This is a genomic window from Chlorogloeopsis sp. ULAP01, from assembly GCF_030381805.1.
In the GTDB taxonomy this organism is placed as follows: Bacteria; Cyanobacteriota; Cyanobacteriia; order Cyanobacteriales; family Nostocaceae; genus Chlorogloeopsis.
Genome location: NZ_JAUDRH010000005.1, coordinates 204601 through 226060, shown reverse-complemented (window position 1 = coordinate 226060; position 21460 = coordinate 204601). Strand labels below are relative to the sequence as shown.

Here is a 21460-nt window from a genome sequence, read left to right as displayed (position 1 = left end):
TAATGACTTACTAGTTCTTTTTATGGTAGACAAGTGAGTATAATCACCACTCAAGTAACCAAGCAAAAATTACAAACGCCAAAGCACTAAAAGAAAAAATAATCTACAATCTTTGCCAAAGAGCGGCTATTTAGCAAATACCTCCACGCTAATTTGCAATTAAGCAAGAGCATGAATGCAAAAGTGACTAGGAGGAGACATCTTAAGTCAAATTCCTGAAAAACTTATTCATACAAGCAATAAATATCTAACAGTGAGGAGGCATTATGCAACTAACACTGCAAATAACCTTTCACAATATATCCCCCATCAACAAAAGTTGTCAAAGTTAACATATATTTACTTCTTCCTAAATTTGATTAATGATAATCCTTTCCCTGAGCAAACTTGAACAGTAACAATAAACGATTGCCAAAAGTGAATTAGAAAAATACTGTAACTCAAACTGTGATGAAGAAAACAAGTTAAGCATTTGCTTGTTCGTGTTGCACAATACAATCAAGACTTCACTTTTACCTTCTTAATTCTTTTTGCACTTGAAAAAACAAAAATAGTTCTGAGCGATCTACCTAAGCAAGGAGGTGAGAAATATGACGATAAAATTTCATGATCGCGCTGAAGCAGGCAAAATGTTAGCTAGAAGACTTGCAGCTTATGCCAACCGCCCGGATGTGCTAGTTGTAGCTTTGCCTCGCGGGGGCGTACCAGTAGCTTTTGAAGTAGCAGAGGCACTCCATGCTCCCTTAGATATTTGTATCGTTAGAAAACTTGGTGTACCTCATCACAAAGAACTAGCAATGGGTGCGATCGCAGCAGGTGGGATTCGGGTACTCAATTACGATGTGATTAGTTGGTTGGGAATCTCCAGTAAAACGATAGATGAAGTTGCAACCAAAGAATTGCGAGAATTACAACGTCGCGATCACGTCTATCGAGGAGAACGCCCACCATTAGATGTGCGTAATCGCATTGTAATTTTGCTCGATGACGGTATTGCTACGGGTTCAACTATACGTGCTGCTATTGCTATTTTGCGACAGCAGCATCCCCAAAGGATAGTTGTAGCAGTTCCTGTCGCACCTCTTGCTACCTGCCAAGAGTTGCAAACCGAAGTGGAAGAGATAGTGTGTTTATCAACACCAGAGCCATTGTATGCGATCGGTCTTTGGTATGAAAATTTCTCGCAAACAACTGATGAAGAAGTACGGGAACTGTTAGCAAGACAATTTGCAGCTAGCGATCGGCTTTCAAGCTTAATGGAACTGAGCTTTTAGCCGTTTCAACAGCCCTCACAACATCTAGACGCGCAATCGGGAGGGGAATACCAATGGATACAAAATCAATATGGGACGCACAAGAGGAAATAATTACAGTCAAGATTGACTCAGCTTACTTAGAAGCAGAACTAGTTGTCCCTGAAACTGCTGAGGGAATTGTCATGTTTGCTCATAGCGGTGGTAGCGGCAGATACAGCACCCGCAACCGCTATCTCTCCCACATACTGCGTCAGGCGGGGCTAGCAACTATTGCAATCAACTTGCTGACAAAAGAGGAAGAAGCGATCAATTTGCGAACCAAGCATTACCAGTGTGATACCAAACACTTAGCTATGCGTTTAATCAAAGCAACTAACTGGTTAGCTGAAAATCCTAACACCAGCAAACTTAAGGTTGGTTTCTTCGGTTATGGAACTGGCAGTGGTGCGGCATTGCTAGCAGCAGCAGAACATCCAATAGCAGTTGGGGCAATTGTCTCATATAGCGGTCAAACTGACTTGGTTTGTGAAGTCCTTTCCTGCGTGAAAACCCCCACACTGTTGATTGTAGGGAGTAATGACTTACCAGTCATAGCAATGAATGAAGATGCATTGGCATTAATTTCTGCCCCAAATAAACAACTGGAGATAATTCTAGGGGCAACTCACAACTTTAACGAGCCAGGAGCACTTCAAGAAGTAGGAAGGTTAGCAAGTCAGTGGTTTAAACATCACCTCACCACAGATCAGCAGCGAGACTTACACGTTCATGCGATGTCACTCGTTTAGTTCTAACCGATTCCCATTTAAAAGGAGCAATCAACCATGCCAGTGGATCATAACGGTGGTGGCGATCGCGATCGCCAAAGCAAAACACCACAACCTCGGCATATGGGCAGTAGTGTACTGCTGTGGTTATCATTACTGATGTTCTTAAATATGCTTCTGTGGGTACAACCTGCCCGTAATCACGTACCATACAGTGAATTTATCTCTCAGGTAGAAGCTGGTAAAGTTGCTCGCGCAGTCGTTGATACAAACCAAATTGAGTATGAACTGAAGCCAGAACCAACTACAAAACAATCCGACACGCAATCCAAACAGGTGTTTGTTACCACACCAATACCACTCGATTTAGAGTCGCAAAAGCTGCTCCGGGAGCATAATGTTGAGTTTGCCGCTCCGCCTCCTAGCCGCACTGGTTGGATCTCAACTTTATTTAGCTGGGTTTTGCCACCGTTAATTTTCTTTGCGATTTGGGGATGGTTGATGAACCGCAGTCAAATAGGAGGACAGGCAGCGCTGACAGTAGGTAAAAGCAAGGCTCGCATTTACTCAGAGGGCAATACAGGTGTGAAATTTGATGATGTTGCTGGTGTTGATGAAGCGAAAGCAGAACTGCAAGAAATTGTTGATTTTCTCAAAAATGCAGAAAAATATACCCGCTTAGGGGCAAAAATCCCTAAAGGAGTATTGTTGATTGGGCCTCCGGGAACAGGAAAAACCCTACTAGCAAAAGCCATTGCAGGCGAAGCAGTTGTTCCTTTCTTCAGTATTTCTGGTTCTGAGTTTATCGAACTGTTTGTAGGTATTGGTGCTGCACGGGTGCGAGATTTGTTTGAACAAGCAAAGCACCAAGCGCCTTGTATCGTTTTTATCGATGAACTTGATGCCTTAGGTAAATCCCGTGCTAATGTGGGGCCGCACTTAAGTGGTAATGATGAGCGGGAGCAAACTCTCAATCAACTACTTTCGGAGATGGATGGTTTCGATTCCAACACAGGCGTGATTATCCTGGCTGCTACCAACCGTCCAGAGGTTTTAGATCCAGCATTGCGTCGTCCTGGTAGATTCGACCGTCAGGTTGTGGTAGATCGTCCAGATAAAATTGGTCGAGAAGCGATTCTCAAAATTCACGCCAAAAACGTGAAGTTAGCAACTGATGTGGATTTGTCAAAATTAGCGGCTCGGACTCCAGGGTTTGCAGGTGCAGATTTGGCGAATCTCGTCAATGAAGCAGCATTACTGGCAGCTCGCCGCAACCATCAGACTGTGGCAATGGCTGATTTTCAAGAAGCGATTGAGCGAGTTTTGACGGGGTTGGAGAAAAAATCCCGCATTCTCAATGACAATGAGAAAAAAACTGTTGCCTATCATGAAGTTGGACACGCACTGATTGGAACGCTGGCGCCTGGAGGTGGCAGCGTGGAAAAAATTTCTGTTGTGCCTCGTGGTGTCGGTGCTTTGGGTTATACGCTGCAATTACCAGAGGAAGACCGTTTTTTGATGACAGAAGATGAAATTCGTGGGCGGATTGTAACGTTATTGGGTGGACGTGCGGCAGAGGAGTTGATTCTTAATAAAGTTTCTACTGGTGCTAGTGATGATATTCAAAAAGCAACCGATTTAGCAGAGCGGTTTGTCACGCTTTATGGTATGAGTAATACTCTTGGCCCTATTGCTTTCGAGCAAATTAAACAAGAGTTTTTAGAAGGGTTTACCAATCCTCGGCGCACAGTTAGCCAGAAGATTGCCGAGCAAATTGACCAAGAAGTCAAAGAAATTGTCGATAGAGCACACTATATTGCCCTAAAAATTTTAGACAAGAATCGGGGATTGTTGGAAGAAACAGCCCAAATCCTTTTACAAAAAGAAGTTCTGGAGGGAGAAGAGTTGCGATCGCGACTCCGGTGTGTCCAATCTCCACCAGAAATGGATGAATGGCTGCGTACAGGCAAAATCCCCAGACCACTTACCCATGCCAATAACTTGGAATGGTACTCAAACGACCGGACTGGAAAAAATTAGCAAGTATATCTTACAGGAGAAGTGTATTTGCTAGCTATGGCACTTAGTTTTACGAATTGATTGGATTTTGTTAGTTATCAATTAATTTTTGAAATTTTTTATTTTTTATTACTTAAAGGGAGACTGAGCTTATATGAATAAGACATCAGAATGGAAAGCTCAACAGAACCTGGTTTTAATTACAACAGGCTCGGTCAAGCTAGAGGGTAATCTAGTCATTCCTGAAAATGCTCAAGGGATTGTATTATTTGCTCACGGTAGTGGTAGCAGTCGGCACAGTCCTCGTAATCAATATGTTGCTGATGTACTGCAAACTTACGGTTTAGCTACTTTGTTAATTGACTTACTGACAGCCCAAGAAGAAGCGGTGGATTTACGGACACGACATCTGCGCTTCGATATTGGTCTTTTGGCATCGCGGTTAGTTGATACGACAGATTGGCTTGCCCAAAACCCAGACACAACTAATCTTGGGGTGGGTTACTTTGGAGCCAGTACTGGGGCTGCTGCTGCATTGCTAGCGGCAACAGAACGTCCGCAAGCCGTAAGAGCAATAGTCTCTCGTGGTGGACGCCCGGATTTGGCTGGTTCGGCATTAGGTCGTGTCAAAGCACCAACACTCCTGATTGTTGGCGGGTACGATACTCCAGTGATTCGCATGAATCAGGATGCACTGGCATTACTGCGTGTTGACAAAGAACTGGAGATTGTTCCTGGTGCAACTCACCTATTTGAAGAACCAGGAACATTAGAGGAAGTAGCGCGATTGGCGACTGGGTGGTTTAAGCGGTATCTCTCAAGTGATAAGGCAGAGGGCAGAGGGCAGGAGGCAGTAGACGCGTAGCGGCTTCCGTAGGTAGGAAAGAGGATTTAACTTGTTTAGCCATTAGCGATTAGCCATTAGCTACTAAATTTTTCTAGGATTGCTATGGATTTCTATGAAAGAGTTAGTCAACCTAGCATTTATTGGTGATGTTATGCTCGGTCGAGGAGTCAACGAAGAAATTCCTTGGCGATCGCCTGATGATTTCTGGGGTAATGTCCTGCCGATTTTACAGAAAGCAGATGCTGTGATTGCCAATCTGGAATGCGCTATTACCGAGCACCCTCAACAATGGAGCAAAACGCCAAAAGCCTTCTACTTTCGTGCCGATCCCGCCGCAGTAGATGTGCTTCGTGCTGGCAATATTCGTTTTGTCAGTCTTGCCAACAATCATACGCTAGATTTTGAAGAACAAGGGTTACTCGATACGTTGCACTATTTAGATGCTGCCGGAATTCATCATGCTGGGGCGGGTAGAAATATCAAAGAGGCAACAACTCCAGCCGTCATTAATGTTGGCGGATTCAAAGTAGGTATTATTGCAATTACAGATAACGAGCCTGAATTTGCAGCAACAAGCGATCGCCCTGGCACTAACTATCTGCCAATCCGCTCTGACTCTAAAACCTTAGCACTGATTGAATCTTGGATAGTGCAGTTACGGCGCTCAGGCGCTGGACTGGTAATCGTTTCTGCTCATTGGGGACCAAATATGGTCACTTCCCCACCACCCCACTTTCGCCGCTTTGCCCACGCAGTTATAGATTGCGGCGTAGATATTTTTCACGGTCATTCTGCCCATTTATTCCAGGGTATAGAAAACTATAAGTATGGTTTAATTCTTTATGACACAGGCGATTTTCTGGATGATTATGCAGTAGATCCGCTCCTACGTAATGACTGGTCATTTGTATTTCTTGTAGAAGTGGATAGTAAAGGTTTGCGTAGGTTGCGTTTAATACCAGTTCGTCTGCGCTATGCACGAGTTGACCTTGCTAAAGGAGATGAATTTGAAGCTATCTGCAAACGGATGCAATTTTTATGTGCAGCATTTAATACTGTATGCGTTTTAAAATCACCTGAAGGATTGGAAGTTAACTGAAGGCTGAAGTATGAAGTATGAAAAAGAACTTAGAAGTCAGGAGTCAGAATTTAGAAGATTCCGACTCCTGACTTCTGACTACTGTTTCCTTCATCCTTCCCTCTGCCAATTACGGAAGAATAAAACCACTCCAGACACAGAGAACACGGGGAAAACAGTTAGAGAGTGATTTTTGTAAGTCCTGAATTTGAGAATCAATATCTTTTATTCGATAGTAATAAGCAATAAAGGTATCGCCCATATCAATTAGCAGTAAGCTGTTTTATCTAGGGCGTTTTTCACAATCTACTATGGCAACGATTAACGACAACTACTTGAAGCTCAAAGCAGGTTACCTGTTTCCCGAAATTGCGCGACGAGTTAATGCCTTTGCTGAGGCGAATCCAGATGCCAAAATCATCCGCTTGGGAATTGGTGATGTCACCGAACCACTACCAGAAGCTTGCCGCACAGCGATGATTAAAGCTGTGGAAGAAATGGGCGATCGCGCTACTTTTAAAGGCTACGGCCCAGAGCAAGGTTATGCTTGGTTGCGGGAGAAAATCGCCAAATACGACTTCCAAGCACGGGGATGCGAAATTGATGCTTCGGAAATCTTTGTATCTGATGGTTCTAAATGCGACACTGGCAATATTCTAGAAATCTTTGGTCACGATAACACCATTGCCGTTACAGACCCGGTTTATCCTGTATATGTAGACACTAATGTTATGACGGGAAATACTGGGAAAGCCAACGATAAAGGCGAATTTGAGGGCTTAGTTTATCTGCCAATTACAGCAGAAAATAACTTCACCTCGACAATTCCCTCGCAGAAAGTCGATTTAATTTACTTGTGTTTCCCCAATAACCCCACTGGTGCAACCGCCACCAAAGAACACCTCAAAGCATGGGTAGACTATGCTAGAGCTAATAACTCAATTATTTTCTTTGATGCAGCTTACGAAGCCTTTATTACCGATCCATCGATTCCACACTCTATCTACGAAATAGAAGGAGCAAGAGAGTGTGCGATCGAGTTTCGTTCTTTCTCTAAAAATGCCGGATTTACCGGAACTCGCTGCGCCTTAACGGTTGTACCTAAGAACCTCACAGCCAAAGCCGCTGATGGTTCCGATGTCGAGTTGTGGAAACTTTGGAATCGCCGCCAATCTACTAAATTCAATGGCGTGTCCTACATTGTGCAACGCGGGGCTGAAGCAGTTTATTCTGAAGCAGGACAGGCGCAAACCCAGGCATTAGTTAGCTTTTATCTGGAAAACGCCAAAATTATCCGTGAGCAACTAACAGCAGCCGGATTAGCTGTATATGGTGGTGTAAATGCTCCTTACGTTTGGGTGAAAACACCTAATAGTCTTTCTAGCTGGGATTTCTTTGATAAATTGCTGCATACTTGCAATGTTGTAGGTACACCTGGTTCAGGCTTTGGGGCTGCGGGTGAAGGCTACTTCCGCATTTCCGCATTTAACAGCCGGGAGAATGTCGAAGAGGCAATGAAACGCATTACCGAGAAGTTTAAGGTGTAGAGTCAAAGTTGCGGTGGGCAATGCCCACCGGGCTTGGCAGTTGCCAGAGAAAACAACCTTTGTGAAAACTTATCTTTTACAACTGCTCCATTTTCACACCCGGCACTTCCAACATCACCGTTGTCACTGGCACAAGTCGCCCTACAGTAGTGTAATAGCTATTCCCCACTGGTGTTATCGTCGAACGTTCCTGAAAACGGCGCATGGTAATCAAAAACCACTCCCGCGTCTTTGGCATCGGTAATTGGTACAGTTGACAAGTATTGACGAAGTAGTAAAAGATAAACTGCGCTTCTGTGTACATGAAGCAACCGGGGTTTCCCTTCTCTAGATTGCTGTGGGTTTCAAAGAAAAAGTTTCGAGTTTTGTTCCACCGATCGCCCTTTACTTCAATCAGGATATCGCCAGTTCTCGTTGTCCAAACCAAGTCAACATCTCTGCGCTGGTAATCTGGGTCATGCTCTACATTTGTAACATTGATAGTTTCCGGCTTACCCCACAACCATGCTTCAATGTCACAAGCGGCTTGCTTGGCTACTTGCACTGTATCATCCATGCTGTAGCTGTAAGTCATAACTCTACTTCTACTATTACAATTATTGGTACAAATGTATTGTTGTTTGGTATACACTAAACTCTGGTTTTATACTAATTGTCTGTAAATAGAAAGATGCTTCCAGTCAAAAACAAGAAGCATCCTACTACATGAGTGTTTTGACTTCGGCGATTTCACCAGTACAGTACAATTGTACTACAGAAGAACAAAGTGTAAACAGGGGAATCTGGACAACTCGCAATAATTTTAGTACATATATACTAAATGTATGATAAAAAATTGCCTTTGTTATCAAGCATTTAACAAGTAAGTGCTATGCCCAAACGCCTTCTAGTGGTTGAATCTCCTGGTAAAGTCAAAAAACTCAGTCAAATCCTTGGTTCTGATTGGATTGTTCGTGCTAGTTGCGGACACATTCGAGAACTCAGCGATGAAGGTGAGGATTCGCTGGGGTTCATCATGGAGGGCAGTAGTGTGCGATGCAATTATATACCTCGTGATCAACGCTCGAAAGAAACTATCCAGCAACTAAAAGCTGCGGTTAAGCAAGTTGATGAAGTTGTCTTAGCAACCGATCCAGATCGGGAGGGAGAAACTATTGCTTGGCATCTGAAGGAAGTACTGGGATTGAGGGAACCAAAACGAGTTGTCTATTCTGAAATTACAGCATCGGCGGTTCGAGGAGCGATCGCCAATCCCAGGAAGCTTGACTTTAACTTAATCGGCGCGGGATTATGCCGAGATTGTCTGGATAAGTTAGTAGGTTACAAAGGAAGTCCATTAGTTTGGGCGTTAAACAATGGTGCTAAAAGTGTCGGCAGAGTCCAAAGCGCCACCTTACACCTGATTTGCCAACGGGAGAGGGAAATTCAAACTTTTGTCCCTCAAGACTACTGGAGTGTTTGGGTAGATTATGCCGAGGGGTTCCGGGCTTTTTACAAAGGTACGGCGAATTCTCCACAAGAAGCACCAGAACAAGAAACAGAAACCCATGATGATGCAGCTGCAAACAACACAGAAACACCAGAGTCTAAGCGTGTGCTTTCGGAAGCAGAGGCAACCAGGTTAGTTGAAGAAGCACGGCGCTATCCTCATCAAATTATTCAGATTGAAGGAAAAACTGTTCATCGCCAACCACCTCCACCCTTCACGACTTCCACTCTCCAGCAAGCTGCTGGTTCAAAGCTCAAATTCACTCCAGACAAAACTATGCTTCTCGCCCAAAAGCTGTATGAGGCAGGGTTAATTACATATATGCGCACAGACTCAGTCATGTTGAGTCCTGAGTTTGTCAAGAGTGCGCGGCAGTGGTTGGAACAAAACGATCCGCAGAACGTACCGCAAAAACTTGCCAAGCACCGCAGTGCTAAAACTGCTCAAGAAGCCCATGAGGCGATCCGCCCCACAGATGTTTTTCGTCCCTCAGCCCAATTGCGGCAAGAATTGCCTGCTGATGAATTCAATTTGTACGTCATGATTTGGAAACGAGCGATCGCCTCTCAATGCTGCTCTGCCCGGCTGCGTAAAACTCAAGTTATCGCTCAATCTGGACAGCTATTATGGCAAGCGAGAGGTCAAGTAGTAGAATTCTACGGTTATGCTCGCTACTGGAACAACCTCAGTAAGGATACAGTTTTACCACTATTGCAGCAGGGACAAGCCTTAACCCTGGAAAATGCAGCCCATGAGAAAAAACAGACACAACCCCCACCCCGTTACAGTGAGCCGAAACTAGTGCAACTCATGGAGCGCAAAGGAATAGGGCGTCCCAGTACCTATGCTCCAACTGTTGCAACCCTCAAGAAGCGGGGTTACGTGCAGTTAACAAAAGACAATTTACAGCCAACGGATTTGGGATTAGAAGTCGATGCTTTTTTACAGAAGGCATTGCCAGATCTGCTGGAGGCAGAATTCACAGCCAAGATGGAAGATGCCCTCGATGCGATCGCTCTTGGAAAACAGGGGTGGCAGCACTACTTAACAACCTGGAATCAGAATTACTTTGCACCAGCTTTAACAAAAGCAAAAACCGTGGTTTTCACATCAGATACAGCTAAAGCTTCTCCAGTGGAACGCAAATATGAAACTTCTAGAACTCGCTGCCCTCATTGCAACAACTTTCTAGCCAAAATTAAGAGTACTAAAGTTAAAAAGAAATACTTCCTCAAATGTGTCAGTGGGTGTGAAAATACCGTCCTATTTTGGAACGAACTCAACAAAAAGTGGGAACTACCTCGAAACAAAGAAAGCAGAGATAAAAATCCGCAAACACCTCCAGTGAAGCTAACTTCATATCCCTGCCCAGTGTGTAAAAAGCCTTTAGAAGAGTACAGTTACGTCAAAGAGGGACAGAACAAGACAATGCTACGGTGTTCTGCTCAAGAGTCCCGTCAGGATAAAAAACATAAGGATGTGGCTTACTTTAGTACGCAAAAAGGCTGGTGGAGTCCTAAGTTTGGTGAATTAGATTGTTAACTTTAATAAAGCTTTTAAACCTATCAAGAGCCTGTGAGAGTGATTGCCCTCGCAAGCCCCGTCCGGAAAAGCATCCGATGCAAGCCATTGTTATGTGAATTCAGACTACTCAAAGACATCTGCTTTGCAGGCTTCCTCAATTGCTCGCCCAATAGTCAGCAAGAACTGCATTGATCGTGCGTCGGGCGTTGCTGACTCCCACAGGGTTGGTGTTCAAGTAGTATGGGATGAAGATTACCGCTTGGGACAGTGCGTGGCCACGACCTCGCGCCCACGTCGCGTCATCGATCCCTAGTGCTACGCGGAACACGTCCCGGCTCTCACCTGAGAACAATCCCCATGCGATCATCAAGTCGCAGGCGGGATCTCCCACACCCAGACCTCCAAAGTCGATTACGGCACTTAAGCGTCCTCCTTCGACCAGCAGGTTTCCAGGTAGCAAGTCTCCGTGAAACCAGACAGGTGCGCGATCCCATTCGGGTGCCTGAAGGGCGTCTTCCCACACTATAATTGCTGCATCGGTATCGATCATGCCATCTAGGGCTGCGATCGCCTCGCGGGTGTACGTGTCTCGCATCGCTAGAGGAATGCCGCGCAAGTTATTGTCCACAGCGAGCGGTCCGCCTGTGGTATCGATCCTTTGCAGATCTGCGATGAATTGCGCCAGATCAGTTGCCGCCTGGCGTGGATTGGCAATGCACTCCATCGTCGCGCTCTCACCTTCGAGCCACCGATAGACTGACCACTGCCAGGGGTAGCCCTCACTAGGTTCGCCCTTCGCGAGCGGAATGGGGATAGTAAGCGGTAGGAAAGAGGCAAGTCTCGGCAACCAATGGTGCTCCTTCTCCACCTGAGCGATAGCCCAATGGATACGGGGTAGCCGCACAGCCATATCATTACCGAGACGATAGACCGCATTGTCTGTGCCAGCGGACTGAACTGGCTCGATGGGAAGGTCGGCCCATTGCGGGAACTGGGATGCGAGCAATCGGCTCACGAGTGATGTGTTGGTGTCTACTTCGTCAACATGCATTTTGCCAGAAGTCATAGGCACCTTTAATCATCTTCCAAAATGGCGGACGGATATACTTACAATATCAGGACTTACGTACGAGTTATGGAATAATGAACCGCAGAGAACGCAAAGACAACAGAGTCAAGAGGATTTTAGAGAGATTTTGCGTAAGTCCTAGATATTTGAGATTTTCAATCTACTTCAATCAGTTGCCACCACAAAGATTTTGACAAAAATTCTTCTATTTTTTCTCTGGCAAATTTCTGGGCGGGACTTCTCGCCCTTGGTAAAACTGTCGCTCCAACTTGCCCAAACCAAACCAAATCAATGCACCACTAACAACAGCCAAGCTGGAAATGGTAGCAGTGATGATAGATACCTGACCCTGAATCAACACCAATAGGGGAAGTAGCCCCCAAACCAATGCTGCCACTACAGCTACTCCCATCCTCAACCGTTGCAAGTTGATCAAGGCAGTACGGCAACTGCTGCATTTTTTCGTGTGGGAATGATACCTGTCTAGTAGAGCTTCTTTAGGCAGTGGCGGTGGAAGAATCTTTCCTGGGAAGGGTTCAGCATGATATTGTTTCACCCAGGAACGCAATTGAAATACGAAAAGGTCGGCTTTGGTCGGCAAATAAAACGCCTTAGTAAAGTTGGCACTGCCGCCTCGTTGTTCGAGATACCGTTGTTGGTAATGCAGAAAAATCTGATCGTCTTCCAGGACGTTATTTTGTCCAATGTGTGAGTACCAGCGCGGAGTCAGCTTGAGAAATAGTCCCGGCAATTTGGAGGAGAACTTGAAGGGAAAGCGGGCAAATAACCGACATTCTCCCTTACGAATCGGAGTTGCGTAGACCACTGTCAAAGTTCTGCCAAACTGCTTGGAGGTGAGGTCGTGCCACATCAGTCCAGGAGCAATGAAGGTAGTATCCTGACGCCCTAGAGTTCCTTTGCGAGGCCCTTCTGCCCAAGTCCCTTTAAACCCCCACTTCCCTGATTCTACGACTTCCAATTCAACAGCAGACACGTTAGCCCGATTGCCAACGGTGCGGTGGTGCGTGTAAGGGACATGGCTGGGATCGAGAACGTTTTCCATCAACGTCAGGGCATCATAGGGCAAGTCTCGAAAGGTATTGAGGCAAATCCAGCCTTCAGGATCTTCTTCGAGGGGTTCGACGATCGGAACTTTAGTTTTAGACGCATTCTCTGCTCGACCAGGATAAACGAACAACAGCCCTTGACGAACAGTGGTGGGCATAGAAGTCACGCAGGCACGCCCAGAAACTTCTGCTTTTGTTCCTTCCGCTTGTTGGGGGATACGTTCACACCGACCGGTTCCTGAAAAAGACCAGCCATGATAAGGACATTCTAGCTGTCCTAACTCGTTAATTCTGCCTTCTGAAAGCGGCGCTAAACGGTGTGGGCATTGGTCTACAAATGCTCGCCACGTCTGTTCATTTTTGTCCCACCACAAAACAATGTCCTGCTCTAGCAAGGTGAAGCGAGTTAGCTGAGATTTGTCTAGGTCTTCAACGTAAGCGACAGGATACCAAACTTCTTGCCACTCAAAGCGGTCTGGATCGAGTCCACCCGCAGGAAACTCTTGTGGTGCTATGGTTTGGGATGTGAGTGCTTGTTGAGAATCCTGTTGAGATAAAACGCTGTTGAACATGGTGGGAGGTGTAAAAAATCTTTTTATTTTCCTATCCACAAAAAATGTAACAATTTTTGAACGGTACTGGTGAGTCGCATTCAATCTTAGAAATGGTCTAAAGTAACATCAGTTGAAGTAAAAAACCGATGGCGCTATGGCAGTAGATACGGGAAAATATACAGCGGCTAAAACAGCTTTGCGTCAGGCGCTTGCTGCTTGTGGTGGCAGCACCAAGGACAAAGCCGTAATTGACGCGATTGAGAATCTCCAGCCTCTCAACCCGACGAAAGCACCAGCCTATAGTGGCACCCTACTGGATAGTAATTGGTTGTTGATTAGCGCACCAAATTTTCCAGGAGGGGAACAACTTGAAGATGGAAAGTTTGCCTATACCCTCGGTCGGCTCGCCTTCAATATGTTTCAACCGACAGGATTAAAATTGGTCATTGACCGAGTTCTACAACCTGTCTTGTTATTGGAAGGAGAACAGCGCAGCCACGATATTGTTGTGGAATTTACGACAATTGACGAGTCTCTTCCCAAGTTGGCTGGAATTGTTCGCAATCAAGGCATCTGTTACCCGGTTAGCGATCGCCTGCTACAAGTAAAATTTACGGGAGGAACTCTAGCGCCGCAAAACTCAAATCAAATGAACGATTGGCAAGCGGTTTTTGGACAGCAGCAACCCTCACAAAAAAGTTGGCAAGAAAAATTCAAGTCCGCTTTATTCTGGCTTATGTTTGGTTTAGTTCCTCCACAAGCAATGAATCCAGAAACTGGAGAAGTTTGTTTCACCATGCAGCGATCGCCTAAAGGTCGTCTAGAAATTCTCTATCTTGATGATGAACTTCGGATTACTCGTGGGGAACGGGGAACATTCTTGGTATGTGAGCGGCAGTAATGTCGAGATTAGATGAGAGTCAGACAGTTAATCAGTCCTAAACCTGATGCAATCCCCTCCCACGTCAAGCCAGCATCATTTGAGAGAAAAATTTGCCCATCACGAGTTGCAAATCCTGCTATATTTCCTGAGGTAGCAATGCATCCCGTATTGATATTGTCTGAAAACCATTCTGGCAGTCCTTGCTCGCACTTCTCAAACGTTCCCATCTGGTCAAGCGATCGCCGATAGAGGGCTGCTTTACTACCATTTGGCCCCATCGAAACACTCATTAAAATGGTGTCTCCACTGAGGTTGATCGCCCGTGCATAGATTGCATGGAGGTTCTTTCGATCAAAGCTCCAATCGTCTCCTCCATCTTGGCTTATAGCTAGTCCTTGAGCCGTCGCTGCTAGAACCAAACCAGGGCGATCGGCAACGGTTCTGACTTCGTGGACATCGGCATGAATATCAAGGGTTGGTTGCCATGATTTTCCTTGATCACGAGAACGCAAGATTCCACCCACATGGATGTTCGCGTAGAGTTCACCCGATGTACCTTGTGCCAGCGATCGCACATCCGGCAATCCACCCCAAGGAGTATACCATTCGTCCCTTCCCTCTGCCTGCTCAAAGCTGTCGATAATTTGCATATTTCCTTCGACAACTCGCATCAAATGAGCTTCAGAGGTGCCAACTAAAACGGTGTCATCAACGGGTAAAAGGCAATGCAAACGTAGGTTTTCGCTCGAAGCGACTTTGCGCCATTCGCCGTTCAAGTTGCGCTGCCAAACTGAATTATGATTGGCGATCACCCATAATCCATCATTACTGGGAGCGATCGCGGTAATATCGAAGCCTTCAAGTTCAATTCGTTGCTCAGATTCAAGTACCCACAACCCTTTGGATGTTCCTGCCAGTACAGAAAGTTTGCGGCTCTGGGATTCGGAATTGCTAGAATCCAAGGTCGCTTGTTTTACGCTCTGTTGTGCAACTTCAACCATAATTAAACCTCCTAGCTCTTTGCGTTACCTTAGCCACGCAAAGCGTCAAAGAAATGACTGTCCTATCTCCAGTCTAGTAATTACTGCTAAAGAATAAGACTGTCTTAGGTAGGAGGGGCTTTGACTTTTCACTGATGATGAAACTGGCTTTTGTGAAGATGGCCAGCTAACTGTAAGGTATGAGAAGTGATCGCTTTTGTGGGATGATAAAGAAATCTCACTATTGCTTGTTTAAGGTTTGGGCAATCTCCAGCAAATACCGGAAGACAAGACTGCACTAGCAACAGCAGCAATCAGAATCACTTGGATAGCATCACTTAAATTAAAAGTCATTGTCGTTACCTCAATTTTCAATTTCTATAAATCACTTCCATCTCTTATGGCAATTCTCCAAATATAAAATTGTGATTTAGATCAAAAATCTATGTGATTCTCGTCTCATCATTGTCAAAAACCCCTCTAGTTGAGTGCGATCGCCCACAACACAAACTCTATAGTTGTACACGATCACAGAAGGGTATTACTGCACGTTAACCAGAAGAGCGTATGAGTATTGAACAATTGCTATTGGAAAAATGGCGATCGCTGCTCTTTCTTTCAGCTTGACGACACAAAGTACTGCGATCGGCGATCTAGAATGAGGCTGATACTCTAATTGCCTCACCGATCATCCTGTTGCTGTGATTTTCTGGCGTTTCTCTTTGGATTAACTCTCCCCGGCATTTATTGATGCCGAAGATTCAAACTAAATGGGTTAAAGGTCGTAAAAATAATTGATTTATTTATTTATCGTTCAATGCTTCACGAGTATAAGCTTGAGCATGTTGTCCCCAATAGCTTCGCAAGTCGCCGTACCGTCAGGATCTAAATCCATATTTTCTGCTTTTGCATAAGCCATGAAGAGTATATCAAGTCCTATCTCTGCTTTTTTAGCAATTTCAATTGCTTCTTCAGCAGTGACAGTTGATGAGTCACGACTTGCTAGGTCTTTCAAAGGCTCATAAACTTGTTGAATATTGCACACAGATAAAGGCGCGATGCTATAGTCACCATTTGGAAGGATTTTGAGGGTGCAGTTGGTCAATCTCCCAGGAACTAGGATTATTGGCAATATACTGACGAATTGTATTTAAAGCAATCTCATTATGTATGATTTGTTCGTAGTAATTTCGTTGCCATACAGATATTCCAGGAGTACAGCGGATTTGGTTGATACGACGGGCGGAAAATGTTTTGAATCCACGAATAATTTCTGGAATGCCATGATGTCGCTTGATTGTCGAATTCCCGGTAGGGGCGGGTTTTGCCGATAATATCTTGCTCAAGACCGATAAATTCTCTGTTAAACCCGCCCCTACAATGCGATCGCAATTTGCAAAATCTTCTCCCTCTTCATGTTCTGAATCATCAGTCAAAATCAAAATTCCATGCAAATGATTTGGCATGAATACAAAATCATCCAACAGCAATCGCGGGTGATATTTAGGTAAAATTCGCCAATACCACTGAGCGACTTTTCCTAAATTATTCAATTTCATCTGTTCATCTACAATTTCACCGAACAAACATTCTCTTTGAGAAGTACAAATAGTTATGAAATATGCTCCTGCTTGGGAGTAGTTGTATCCCTGAAGACGGATAGATCGGCGGTGATGTTTTTCAGGGTTATATTTCATGTAATTTTTTTAGCATTTCCATAATTAGATTGCCCAATTACCTTACAAAATCAACATCGATAATCGGATTCCTGGTAGAGGTGCGTTTAACAGGGAAATAATCAGTCTCAATCGAGATATTATCGGCAAAACCTGACCCTACTGTAGATATTACTGAACTCATCATGGCAGTTCTAGATGCAAAATCTTACCTAGACATTGCCTAATTCACTGATGAATTACTCTAAATTTTTCCAGCAACGCTACTTTTCTCAGGGAGTAGCTCTGTTGTTATTACTACTATTGTTAGCGCTAGGAGCAGTTCCAGGATACCTAACAGGACGCTGGCAATGGCAACAACCACTTCCTGTCACAAATCTTAAACAACTCAGACAGATACGCCAGACAGGATTAACTCTTCCTAATTGGCAAACGATTGAACAAGCTCAACAACAAATCGGCGAGCACAAATGGTCATCGCAGGTACTCCAGAAACAAGGTGCCAACACTCAAGTTTTGTTACTTTTATTACCCCAAAATGGCCCTAAAAACCAGCCTCAAGTAGAGTGGACAGACATTGACAGTTGGGGAAGGTTGCGTTGGGGACAGTGGAACCAAGCTCAAAATCGTTCTGTTAAGTTCACGCTCAAGCACCCCCAGGAAAATGCTTTAACTACTGAAACCAAGGTAACAGCTAGTTTCTTTCGCGCCGTTACAAGAGAGCAAACTTTTGCTGTTCTGCAATGGTACGCTTGGCGAAACGGTGGAGATTCATCTCCTTTGCAGTGGTTGTTAGCAGATCAAGTCGCACAATTGCAAAAGCAACGCGCTGCTTGGGTCGCTGTTAGTATTCTTATGCCGATGGAACCTTTGGGACAAATCGAAACAGTTTGGCCTGAGGTTAAGTCTATTGGTGAAACAGTACAAGCTGCCTTAATGGCTGGTTTTTTGTAAAAAAATTTACTATCTATTGATAGAAAAAATAATAGAGTTTTTGTATAAAAAATTTCATTATAAAACTAGCATTTAGTATATTTACAGGCTAAGATAGCATCTTCATAGCTCCCAGTTGTGATATGCGTTCATTCAGCGCCCTGTATTTTTTTAGTCTTCAGGTCAGCGTTTTCTTTGCAAACGCTGCTCAACCTGTTTTTGCCCAGCAGACAACTCCCACTCTGCCATCCCCAATCATAGCGCCAGTACAAATTCCTGCTCCCCCAACAAGCACTGAATTTGTACCTTCTGGTGCTAACAACGATCAAATCTCACCACAACTCAGTCGCTACATTTTAGGGCCGGGAGATTTAATTAATATCCAAGTTCAACGCCCTCCAGGTCAATATCGCTTGGGAGCAGGAGATGTAATTAGTGTTGTGGTGCAGCGTTTTCCAGATGTAAGCTTTCAAGCAGCCATTAACCCAGAGGGAAATATCATTGTTCCTCTTTTGGGAACGGTATCACTACAAAATTTAACTTTGGAACAAGCACAAGTCAAAACTTGCTCGTTACTAAATCGCTATCTGGTGGAGCCGATTGTCACTTTATCACTGATGTCACAACGGCCCGATCTAAATTTTTCGGTTGCAATTAATCCAGAGGGTAATGTTGTTTTGCCACAAGTTGGAGCCGTTTCCCTCAAAGGTTTAACTATGGCAGAAGCTCAAGAAAAAATCCGCTTGTTGCTCGATCGCATTGCAGTCGAGCCAGTTGTGAACATATCACTAGTATCACCACGACCAGTACAAATCACAATTAGCGGTGAAGTTTTCCGCCCTGGTATTTATCCTATGGGTTCGCCAATGCCTCGTGTTGCTGATGCTCTGCTTTTATCAGGTGGTTCTACCATGATGGCAGACTTACGACAAGTACAAGTGCGGCGACATTTAATAGATGGTTCTGTAGTCACACAAACTATTGATTTGTATACTCCTTTGCAAAATGGCGGTACAGTACCTAATTTGCGCTTGCAAGATGGAGATGCAATCATTGTGCCACGCCGCGAGCTCATTAACGATGATACTTATGACCGCAATTTAGTGGCTCGTTCGTCCTTAGCTCAACCGCAGATTAAAATTCGGGTATTAAATTATGCTGCCGGAGGTCTTGTTACACAAATGCTACCAAATGGTAGTAGTTTTGTTGATGCTTTAGCAGGACTTAATCCTGACACTGCCAACTTACGGGAAATTGCTCTAGTTCGTTTTGATCCAGAAAGAGGTAAAGCCATCACCCAAAGATTGAATGCGAAAAAAGCGCTTTCTGGAGATGCATCTCAAAACGTGCCACTTCAAGACAATGATGTCATCGTTGTTGGTCGTAATCTTGTCGGTAGAATTACTAACTTGGTATCTACTATTACCCGCCCTTTTTTTGATGTTCAGTCCTTTATCCGCTTTTTTGAAACTTTCGGTGGTGGTGGTAGCAAGTAAAGGAGAGATTGGAAGACGCGGGGAGTGGGAGAACAACCACTAACACTAGCCATTAGCCATTAGCCATTAACCATTAGCTATTAACTATTAACCAATGACTCCACCGATTGTTAAACGTTATTTGATTGCTTTCGAGAAGTACAAGTGGATTGGATTAACCAGTTTTGCTTTGGTTGTAGCTGGTTCAACGGTGGTGGCTATGCAGCCGGAACCACCTGCTAGTTATGTAGCAAATGGTGCTTTGACTTACACTAGTCCACCTGTTTTTTTCTCTGCAACTGGTAGTGAAATTCTCCAACAAGGGCAAGAACTTTCTCAAGAAGTTTTACTATCTGATCAAATTGTTGAAACTGTGGCAGCACAAATTAATGTCAAACCACAAAAAATTGGTTTGAATGTTGCTTTGAGTCTACCGAAAAAAAGCAAAACAGGAGAATTAGAATCTACAATAATTGAGCTGAAGTACAAGGATTCTGATAAAAAGCGCGCTCAAGAAACAGTGCAGTTATTGATGGAAACAATGGTTAAGTTGAGTGGTGAGATTAATACTGGAAGATTAAAAGCAATTATTAAAAAAATTAACGATCGCCTACCACCGACTAAACGAGAATTAGAGGTTGCTGAAAAGAGACTGGAACAGTACGATCGCATTCAAGGCCCAGCAATTCTAGCTGCTGAGAATGGTAGTTTATTAGCCGGAATTACTAGTAGCCAAAACCAGCAACGGCAAATTCAACTCACACTTGCTGGAATCGATGCCCAAATTCGTAGTTTACAAGCAAAGCTGGGATTAACTGTCAACCAAGCTTATGTTTCTTCTGCTTTGAGTGCCGATCCAATTATTGCTAGCTTGCGCTCGCAAATTTATCAAGTTGAAACTCAAATTGAGATTTACAGAAGAGATTTTCGTGCTCAACATCCAACAATGATTCAGTTGCGACGCCAAAAGGAAGCCTATGAAAAATTGTTACAACAACGTGCAAATGAGGTAGTCGGCGGAGGCGGTAGGGCTGCTCCTCTAGGTAGTACAACAGATATCCGTACTCAAATGAACTTAGATCCATCTCGACAGTTACTCGCAAACCAGTTAGTTACTTTGCAAACCCAACGCGAGACATTGCAGCAACAACTATCGTCGTTGATTAAGGAAGAAGCGCAATTGCGACAAGAATATTCTTTGATACCTAATAAGCAACTGGAGCGATCGCGTTTAGAACAAGAAGTATTACTCAAAAAAGCCGTTTATGACAAAATGCAAGCGAAGCTCAGTGATGCTCAAACAGCAGAAGCAGAAACCGTTAGTAGTCTCAGTATTGCTAGAGCGCCTATAGTTATTGCTAATGTCAAACCTCCAAAAAGTGTGTTCGCTACCCTTGCTATCGGTGGTTTCTTAGGATTAATAGTAGGTGGTGGAGTTATATTTTTATTAGGATCACTAGAAGACACATTCAAAACTAAAGAGGATATCCGCAATAGTCTCAAGCAACGGGAAGTTACTGTGTTGGGAGAGTTGCCTTTAATGGCTTTCCAGAATTTGTCGCCAGATGATCTGTCGGTAGTGCTTGCTTTAGATTCTCCCTATTTAGAGTTTTATGAAAAGTTCCGCAGTAATTTACGCCGTATTGGAGGGAAAAATTTAAAAGTTGTACTAATTGCCAGTACCAGCAGTTTTGAAGGGAAAACAGTGAGTGCATATAACTTGGGCATAGCTTCCGCTCGTGCTGGTAAACGTACTTTGATTGTAGAAACAGATTTGCGATCGCCTTCTCGTAGTCAATCCCTTAAAGTTACTCTTGATGCCGATGCCAATCTTGAACCCTTGCACTATTACGGCAGTTTGAGTGAATGTATCCACTTAGTTCCCAATGTAGAAAATTTATACATTGTTCCTAGCCCTGGCCCAGTACGTCAACCTGCTGCTGTTCTTGAGTCTAGCGAATTGCGACATTTAATCGCAGATGCTCGCGAACGTTATGATTTTGTAATCTTGGATACAAATCCTATCAATTTATCTAATGATGCTCTATTAATCCAACCTTACTGCGATGGCATAGTATTAGTAACGCGACCAAATCATACACAAGAAAATATTTTAGGTGAAACCATAGATGAATTAGTAGAATCTGAACTAAGGCTAGTGGGAGCTATTATCAATGGTGCCGATATCACAGTTCCTATAGCTCAACCTACGGTTTTAGTTGCTTTGTCTGGGGGAGAATTAGAAATTCAAGATCAACCACACGCTGAACTGTCGGCTAGAAGCAGGCAAAATTGA

Annotated in this window: 18 protein-coding genes; 11 read left to right on the top strand and 7 right to left on the bottom strand. The window is 44.2% G+C overall.

The window, feature by feature from the left end; genetic code table 11:
- The first annotated feature begins 590 nt into the window (after positions 1–590).
- From QUB80_RS11620 to QUB80_RS11595, 6 genes are all read left to right on the top strand, one after another.
- On the top strand, positions 591–1274 hold the full coding sequence (locus tag QUB80_RS11620; protein ID WP_289789660.1) for a phosphoribosyltransferase: 684 nt from the start codon (positions 591–593) through the stop codon (positions 1272–1274).
- Positions 1275–1327: 53 nt separating this feature from the next.
- Positions 1328–2044, top strand: a complete 717-nt coding sequence (locus QUB80_RS11615) for a dienelactone hydrolase family protein (RefSeq protein WP_289789659.1) — start codon at positions 1328–1330, stop codon at positions 2042–2044.
- A 36-nt stretch (positions 2045–2080) separates the two neighbouring features.
- Positions 2081–4063 (top strand): ATP-dependent zinc metalloprotease FtsH, encoded by a 1983-nt coding sequence (gene ftsH, locus QUB80_RS11610; RefSeq protein ID WP_289789658.1) that lies wholly within the window; start codon positions 2081–2083, stop codon positions 4061–4063.
- Positions 4064–4196: 133 nt separating this feature from the next.
- Positions 4197–4907, top strand: a complete 711-nt coding sequence (locus tag QUB80_RS11605; RefSeq protein WP_289789657.1) for a dienelactone hydrolase family protein — start codon at positions 4197–4199, stop codon at positions 4905–4907.
- Between the two features lie 94 nt (positions 4908–5001).
- The gene (locus tag QUB80_RS11600; protein WP_289789656.1) at positions 5002–5988 is read left to right on the top strand and encodes a CapA family protein; all 987 of its coding nucleotides are present in this window, start codon (positions 5002–5004) and stop codon (positions 5986–5988) included.
- 290 nt (positions 5989–6278) lie between these two features.
- Positions 6279–7514 carry an LL-diaminopimelate aminotransferase gene (locus QUB80_RS11595; protein ID WP_289789655.1) on the top strand — a complete coding sequence of 412 codons (1236 nt, stop codon included), beginning with the start codon at positions 6279–6281 and terminating at the stop codon, positions 7512–7514.
- 76 nt (positions 7515–7590) lie between these two features.
- Here the strand turns inward: QUB80_RS11595 and QUB80_RS11590 are convergent, their stop codons facing one another.
- Positions 7591–8088 carry a hypothetical protein gene (locus QUB80_RS11590; protein WP_289789654.1) on the bottom strand — a complete coding sequence of 166 codons (498 nt, stop codon included), beginning with the start codon at positions 8086–8088 and terminating at the stop codon, positions 7591–7593.
- A gap of 297 nt (positions 8089–8385) precedes the next feature.
- Here QUB80_RS11590 and topA point away from each other — a divergent pair, with 297 nt between their 5' ends.
- On the top strand, positions 8386–10545 hold the full coding sequence (gene topA, locus QUB80_RS11585; RefSeq protein WP_289789653.1) for a type I DNA topoisomerase: 2160 nt from the start codon (positions 8386–8388) through the stop codon (positions 10543–10545).
- 136 nt (positions 10546–10681) lie between these two features.
- Here topA and QUB80_RS11580 read toward each other — a convergent pair whose 3' ends face one another.
- Together QUB80_RS11580 and QUB80_RS11575 are read right to left on the bottom strand one after the other, a co-directional pair.
- Entirely contained in the window at positions 10682–11593 is a 912-nt protein-coding gene (locus tag QUB80_RS11580; protein ID WP_289789652.1) for an aminoglycoside phosphotransferase family protein, read from the bottom strand.
- A 208-nt stretch (positions 11594–11801) separates the two neighbouring features.
- Positions 11802–13235, bottom strand: a complete 1434-nt coding sequence (locus tag QUB80_RS11575; protein ID WP_289789651.1) for an aromatic ring-hydroxylating dioxygenase subunit alpha — start codon at positions 13233–13235, stop codon at positions 11802–11804.
- Between the two features lie 136 nt (positions 13236–13371).
- Between QUB80_RS11575 and QUB80_RS11570 the strand changes: the two genes are divergently transcribed.
- Complete coding sequence (locus tag QUB80_RS11570; protein WP_289789650.1) at positions 13372–14118, top strand: PAP/fibrillin family protein; 747 nt, start codon at positions 13372–13374, stop codon at positions 14116–14118.
- 8 nt (positions 14119–14126) lie between these two features.
- Here QUB80_RS11570 and QUB80_RS11565 read toward each other — a convergent pair whose 3' ends face one another.
- From QUB80_RS11565 to QUB80_RS11550, 4 genes are all read right to left on the bottom strand, one after another.
- Entirely contained in the window at positions 14127–15101 is a 975-nt protein-coding gene (locus QUB80_RS11565) for a WD40/YVTN/BNR-like repeat-containing protein (RefSeq protein ID WP_289789649.1), read from the bottom strand.
- Positions 15102–15621: 520 nt separating this feature from the next.
- On the bottom strand, positions 15622–15765 hold the full coding sequence (locus QUB80_RS11560) for a hypothetical protein (RefSeq protein ID WP_289789648.1): 144 nt from the start codon (positions 15763–15765) through the stop codon (positions 15622–15624).
- Between the two features lie 129 nt (positions 15766–15894).
- The gene (locus tag QUB80_RS11555) at positions 15895–16125 is read right to left on the bottom strand and encodes a hypothetical protein (RefSeq protein WP_289789647.1); all 231 of its coding nucleotides are present in this window, start codon (positions 16123–16125) and stop codon (positions 15895–15897) included.
- Between the two features lie 22 nt (positions 16126–16147).
- Positions 16148–16777: a transposase gene (locus tag QUB80_RS11550; RefSeq protein WP_289789646.1), complete on the bottom strand. Its 630-nt coding sequence runs from the start codon at positions 16775–16777 to the stop codon at positions 16148–16150.
- Between the two features lie 213 nt (positions 16778–16990).
- On the opposite strand from QUB80_RS11550, the gene QUB80_RS11545 reads away from it, so the two are divergent.
- The 3 genes from QUB80_RS11545 (at position 16991) to QUB80_RS11535 (ending at position 21460) form a co-directional block, all read left to right on the top strand.
- Entirely contained in the window at positions 16991–17710 is a 720-nt protein-coding gene (locus tag QUB80_RS11545) for a cyanoexosortase B system-associated protein (protein WP_289789645.1), read from the top strand.
- Between the two features lie 122 nt (positions 17711–17832).
- Positions 17833–19185: a polysaccharide biosynthesis/export family protein gene (locus QUB80_RS11540; protein WP_289789644.1), complete on the top strand. Its 1353-nt coding sequence runs from the start codon at positions 17833–17835 to the stop codon at positions 19183–19185.
- A gap of 94 nt (positions 19186–19279) precedes the next feature.
- Positions 19280–21460, top strand: a complete 2181-nt coding sequence (locus QUB80_RS11535; RefSeq protein ID WP_289789643.1) for a GumC family protein — start codon at positions 19280–19282, stop codon at positions 21458–21460.

Bases quoted from the DNA above. Each gene is read 5' to 3' on its own strand.
- QUB80_RS11620 (WP_289789660.1), top strand. From the start codon at position 591: ATGACGATAAAATTTCATGATCGCGCTGAAGCAGGCAAAATGTTAGCT.
- QUB80_RS11615 (WP_289789659.1), top strand. From the start codon at position 1,328: ATGGATACAAAATCAATATGGGACGCACAAGAGGAAATAATTACAGTC.
- ftsH (WP_289789658.1), top strand. From the start codon at position 2,081: ATGCCAGTGGATCATAACGGTGGTGGCGATCGCGATCGCCAAAGCAAA.
- QUB80_RS11605 (WP_289789657.1), top strand. From the start codon at position 4,197: ATGAATAAGACATCAGAATGGAAAGCTCAACAGAACCTGGTTTTAATT.
- QUB80_RS11600 (WP_289789656.1), top strand. From the start codon at position 5,002: ATGAAAGAGTTAGTCAACCTAGCATTTATTGGTGATGTTATGCTCGGT.
- QUB80_RS11595 (WP_289789655.1), top strand. From the start codon at position 6,279: ATGGCAACGATTAACGACAACTACTTGAAGCTCAAAGCAGGTTACCTG.
- QUB80_RS11590 (WP_289789654.1), bottom strand. From the start codon at position 8,088: ATGACTTACAGCTACAGCATGGATGATACAGTGCAAGTAGCCAAGCAA.
- topA (WP_289789653.1), top strand. From the start codon at position 8,386: ATGCCCAAACGCCTTCTAGTGGTTGAATCTCCTGGTAAAGTCAAAAAA.
- QUB80_RS11580 (WP_289789652.1), bottom strand. From the start codon at position 11,593: ATGACTTCTGGCAAAATGCATGTTGACGAAGTAGACACCAACACATCA.
- QUB80_RS11575 (WP_289789651.1), bottom strand. From the start codon at position 13,235: ATGTTCAACAGCGTTTTATCTCAACAGGATTCTCAACAAGCACTCACA.
- QUB80_RS11570 (WP_289789650.1), top strand. From the start codon at position 13,372: ATGGCAGTAGATACGGGAAAATATACAGCGGCTAAAACAGCTTTGCGT.
- QUB80_RS11565 (WP_289789649.1), bottom strand. From the start codon at position 15,101: ATGGTTGAAGTTGCACAACAGAGCGTAAAACAAGCGACCTTGGATTCT.
- QUB80_RS11550 (WP_289789646.1), bottom strand. From the start codon at position 16,777: ATGAAATATAACCCTGAAAAACATCACCGCCGATCTATCCGTCTTCAG.
- QUB80_RS11545 (WP_289789645.1), top strand. From the start codon at position 16,991: ATGAATTACTCTAAATTTTTCCAGCAACGCTACTTTTCTCAGGGAGTA.
- QUB80_RS11540 (WP_289789644.1), top strand. From the start codon at position 17,833: ATGCGTTCATTCAGCGCCCTGTATTTTTTTAGTCTTCAGGTCAGCGTT.
- QUB80_RS11535 (WP_289789643.1), top strand. From the start codon at position 19,280: ATGACTCCACCGATTGTTAAACGTTATTTGATTGCTTTCGAGAAGTAC.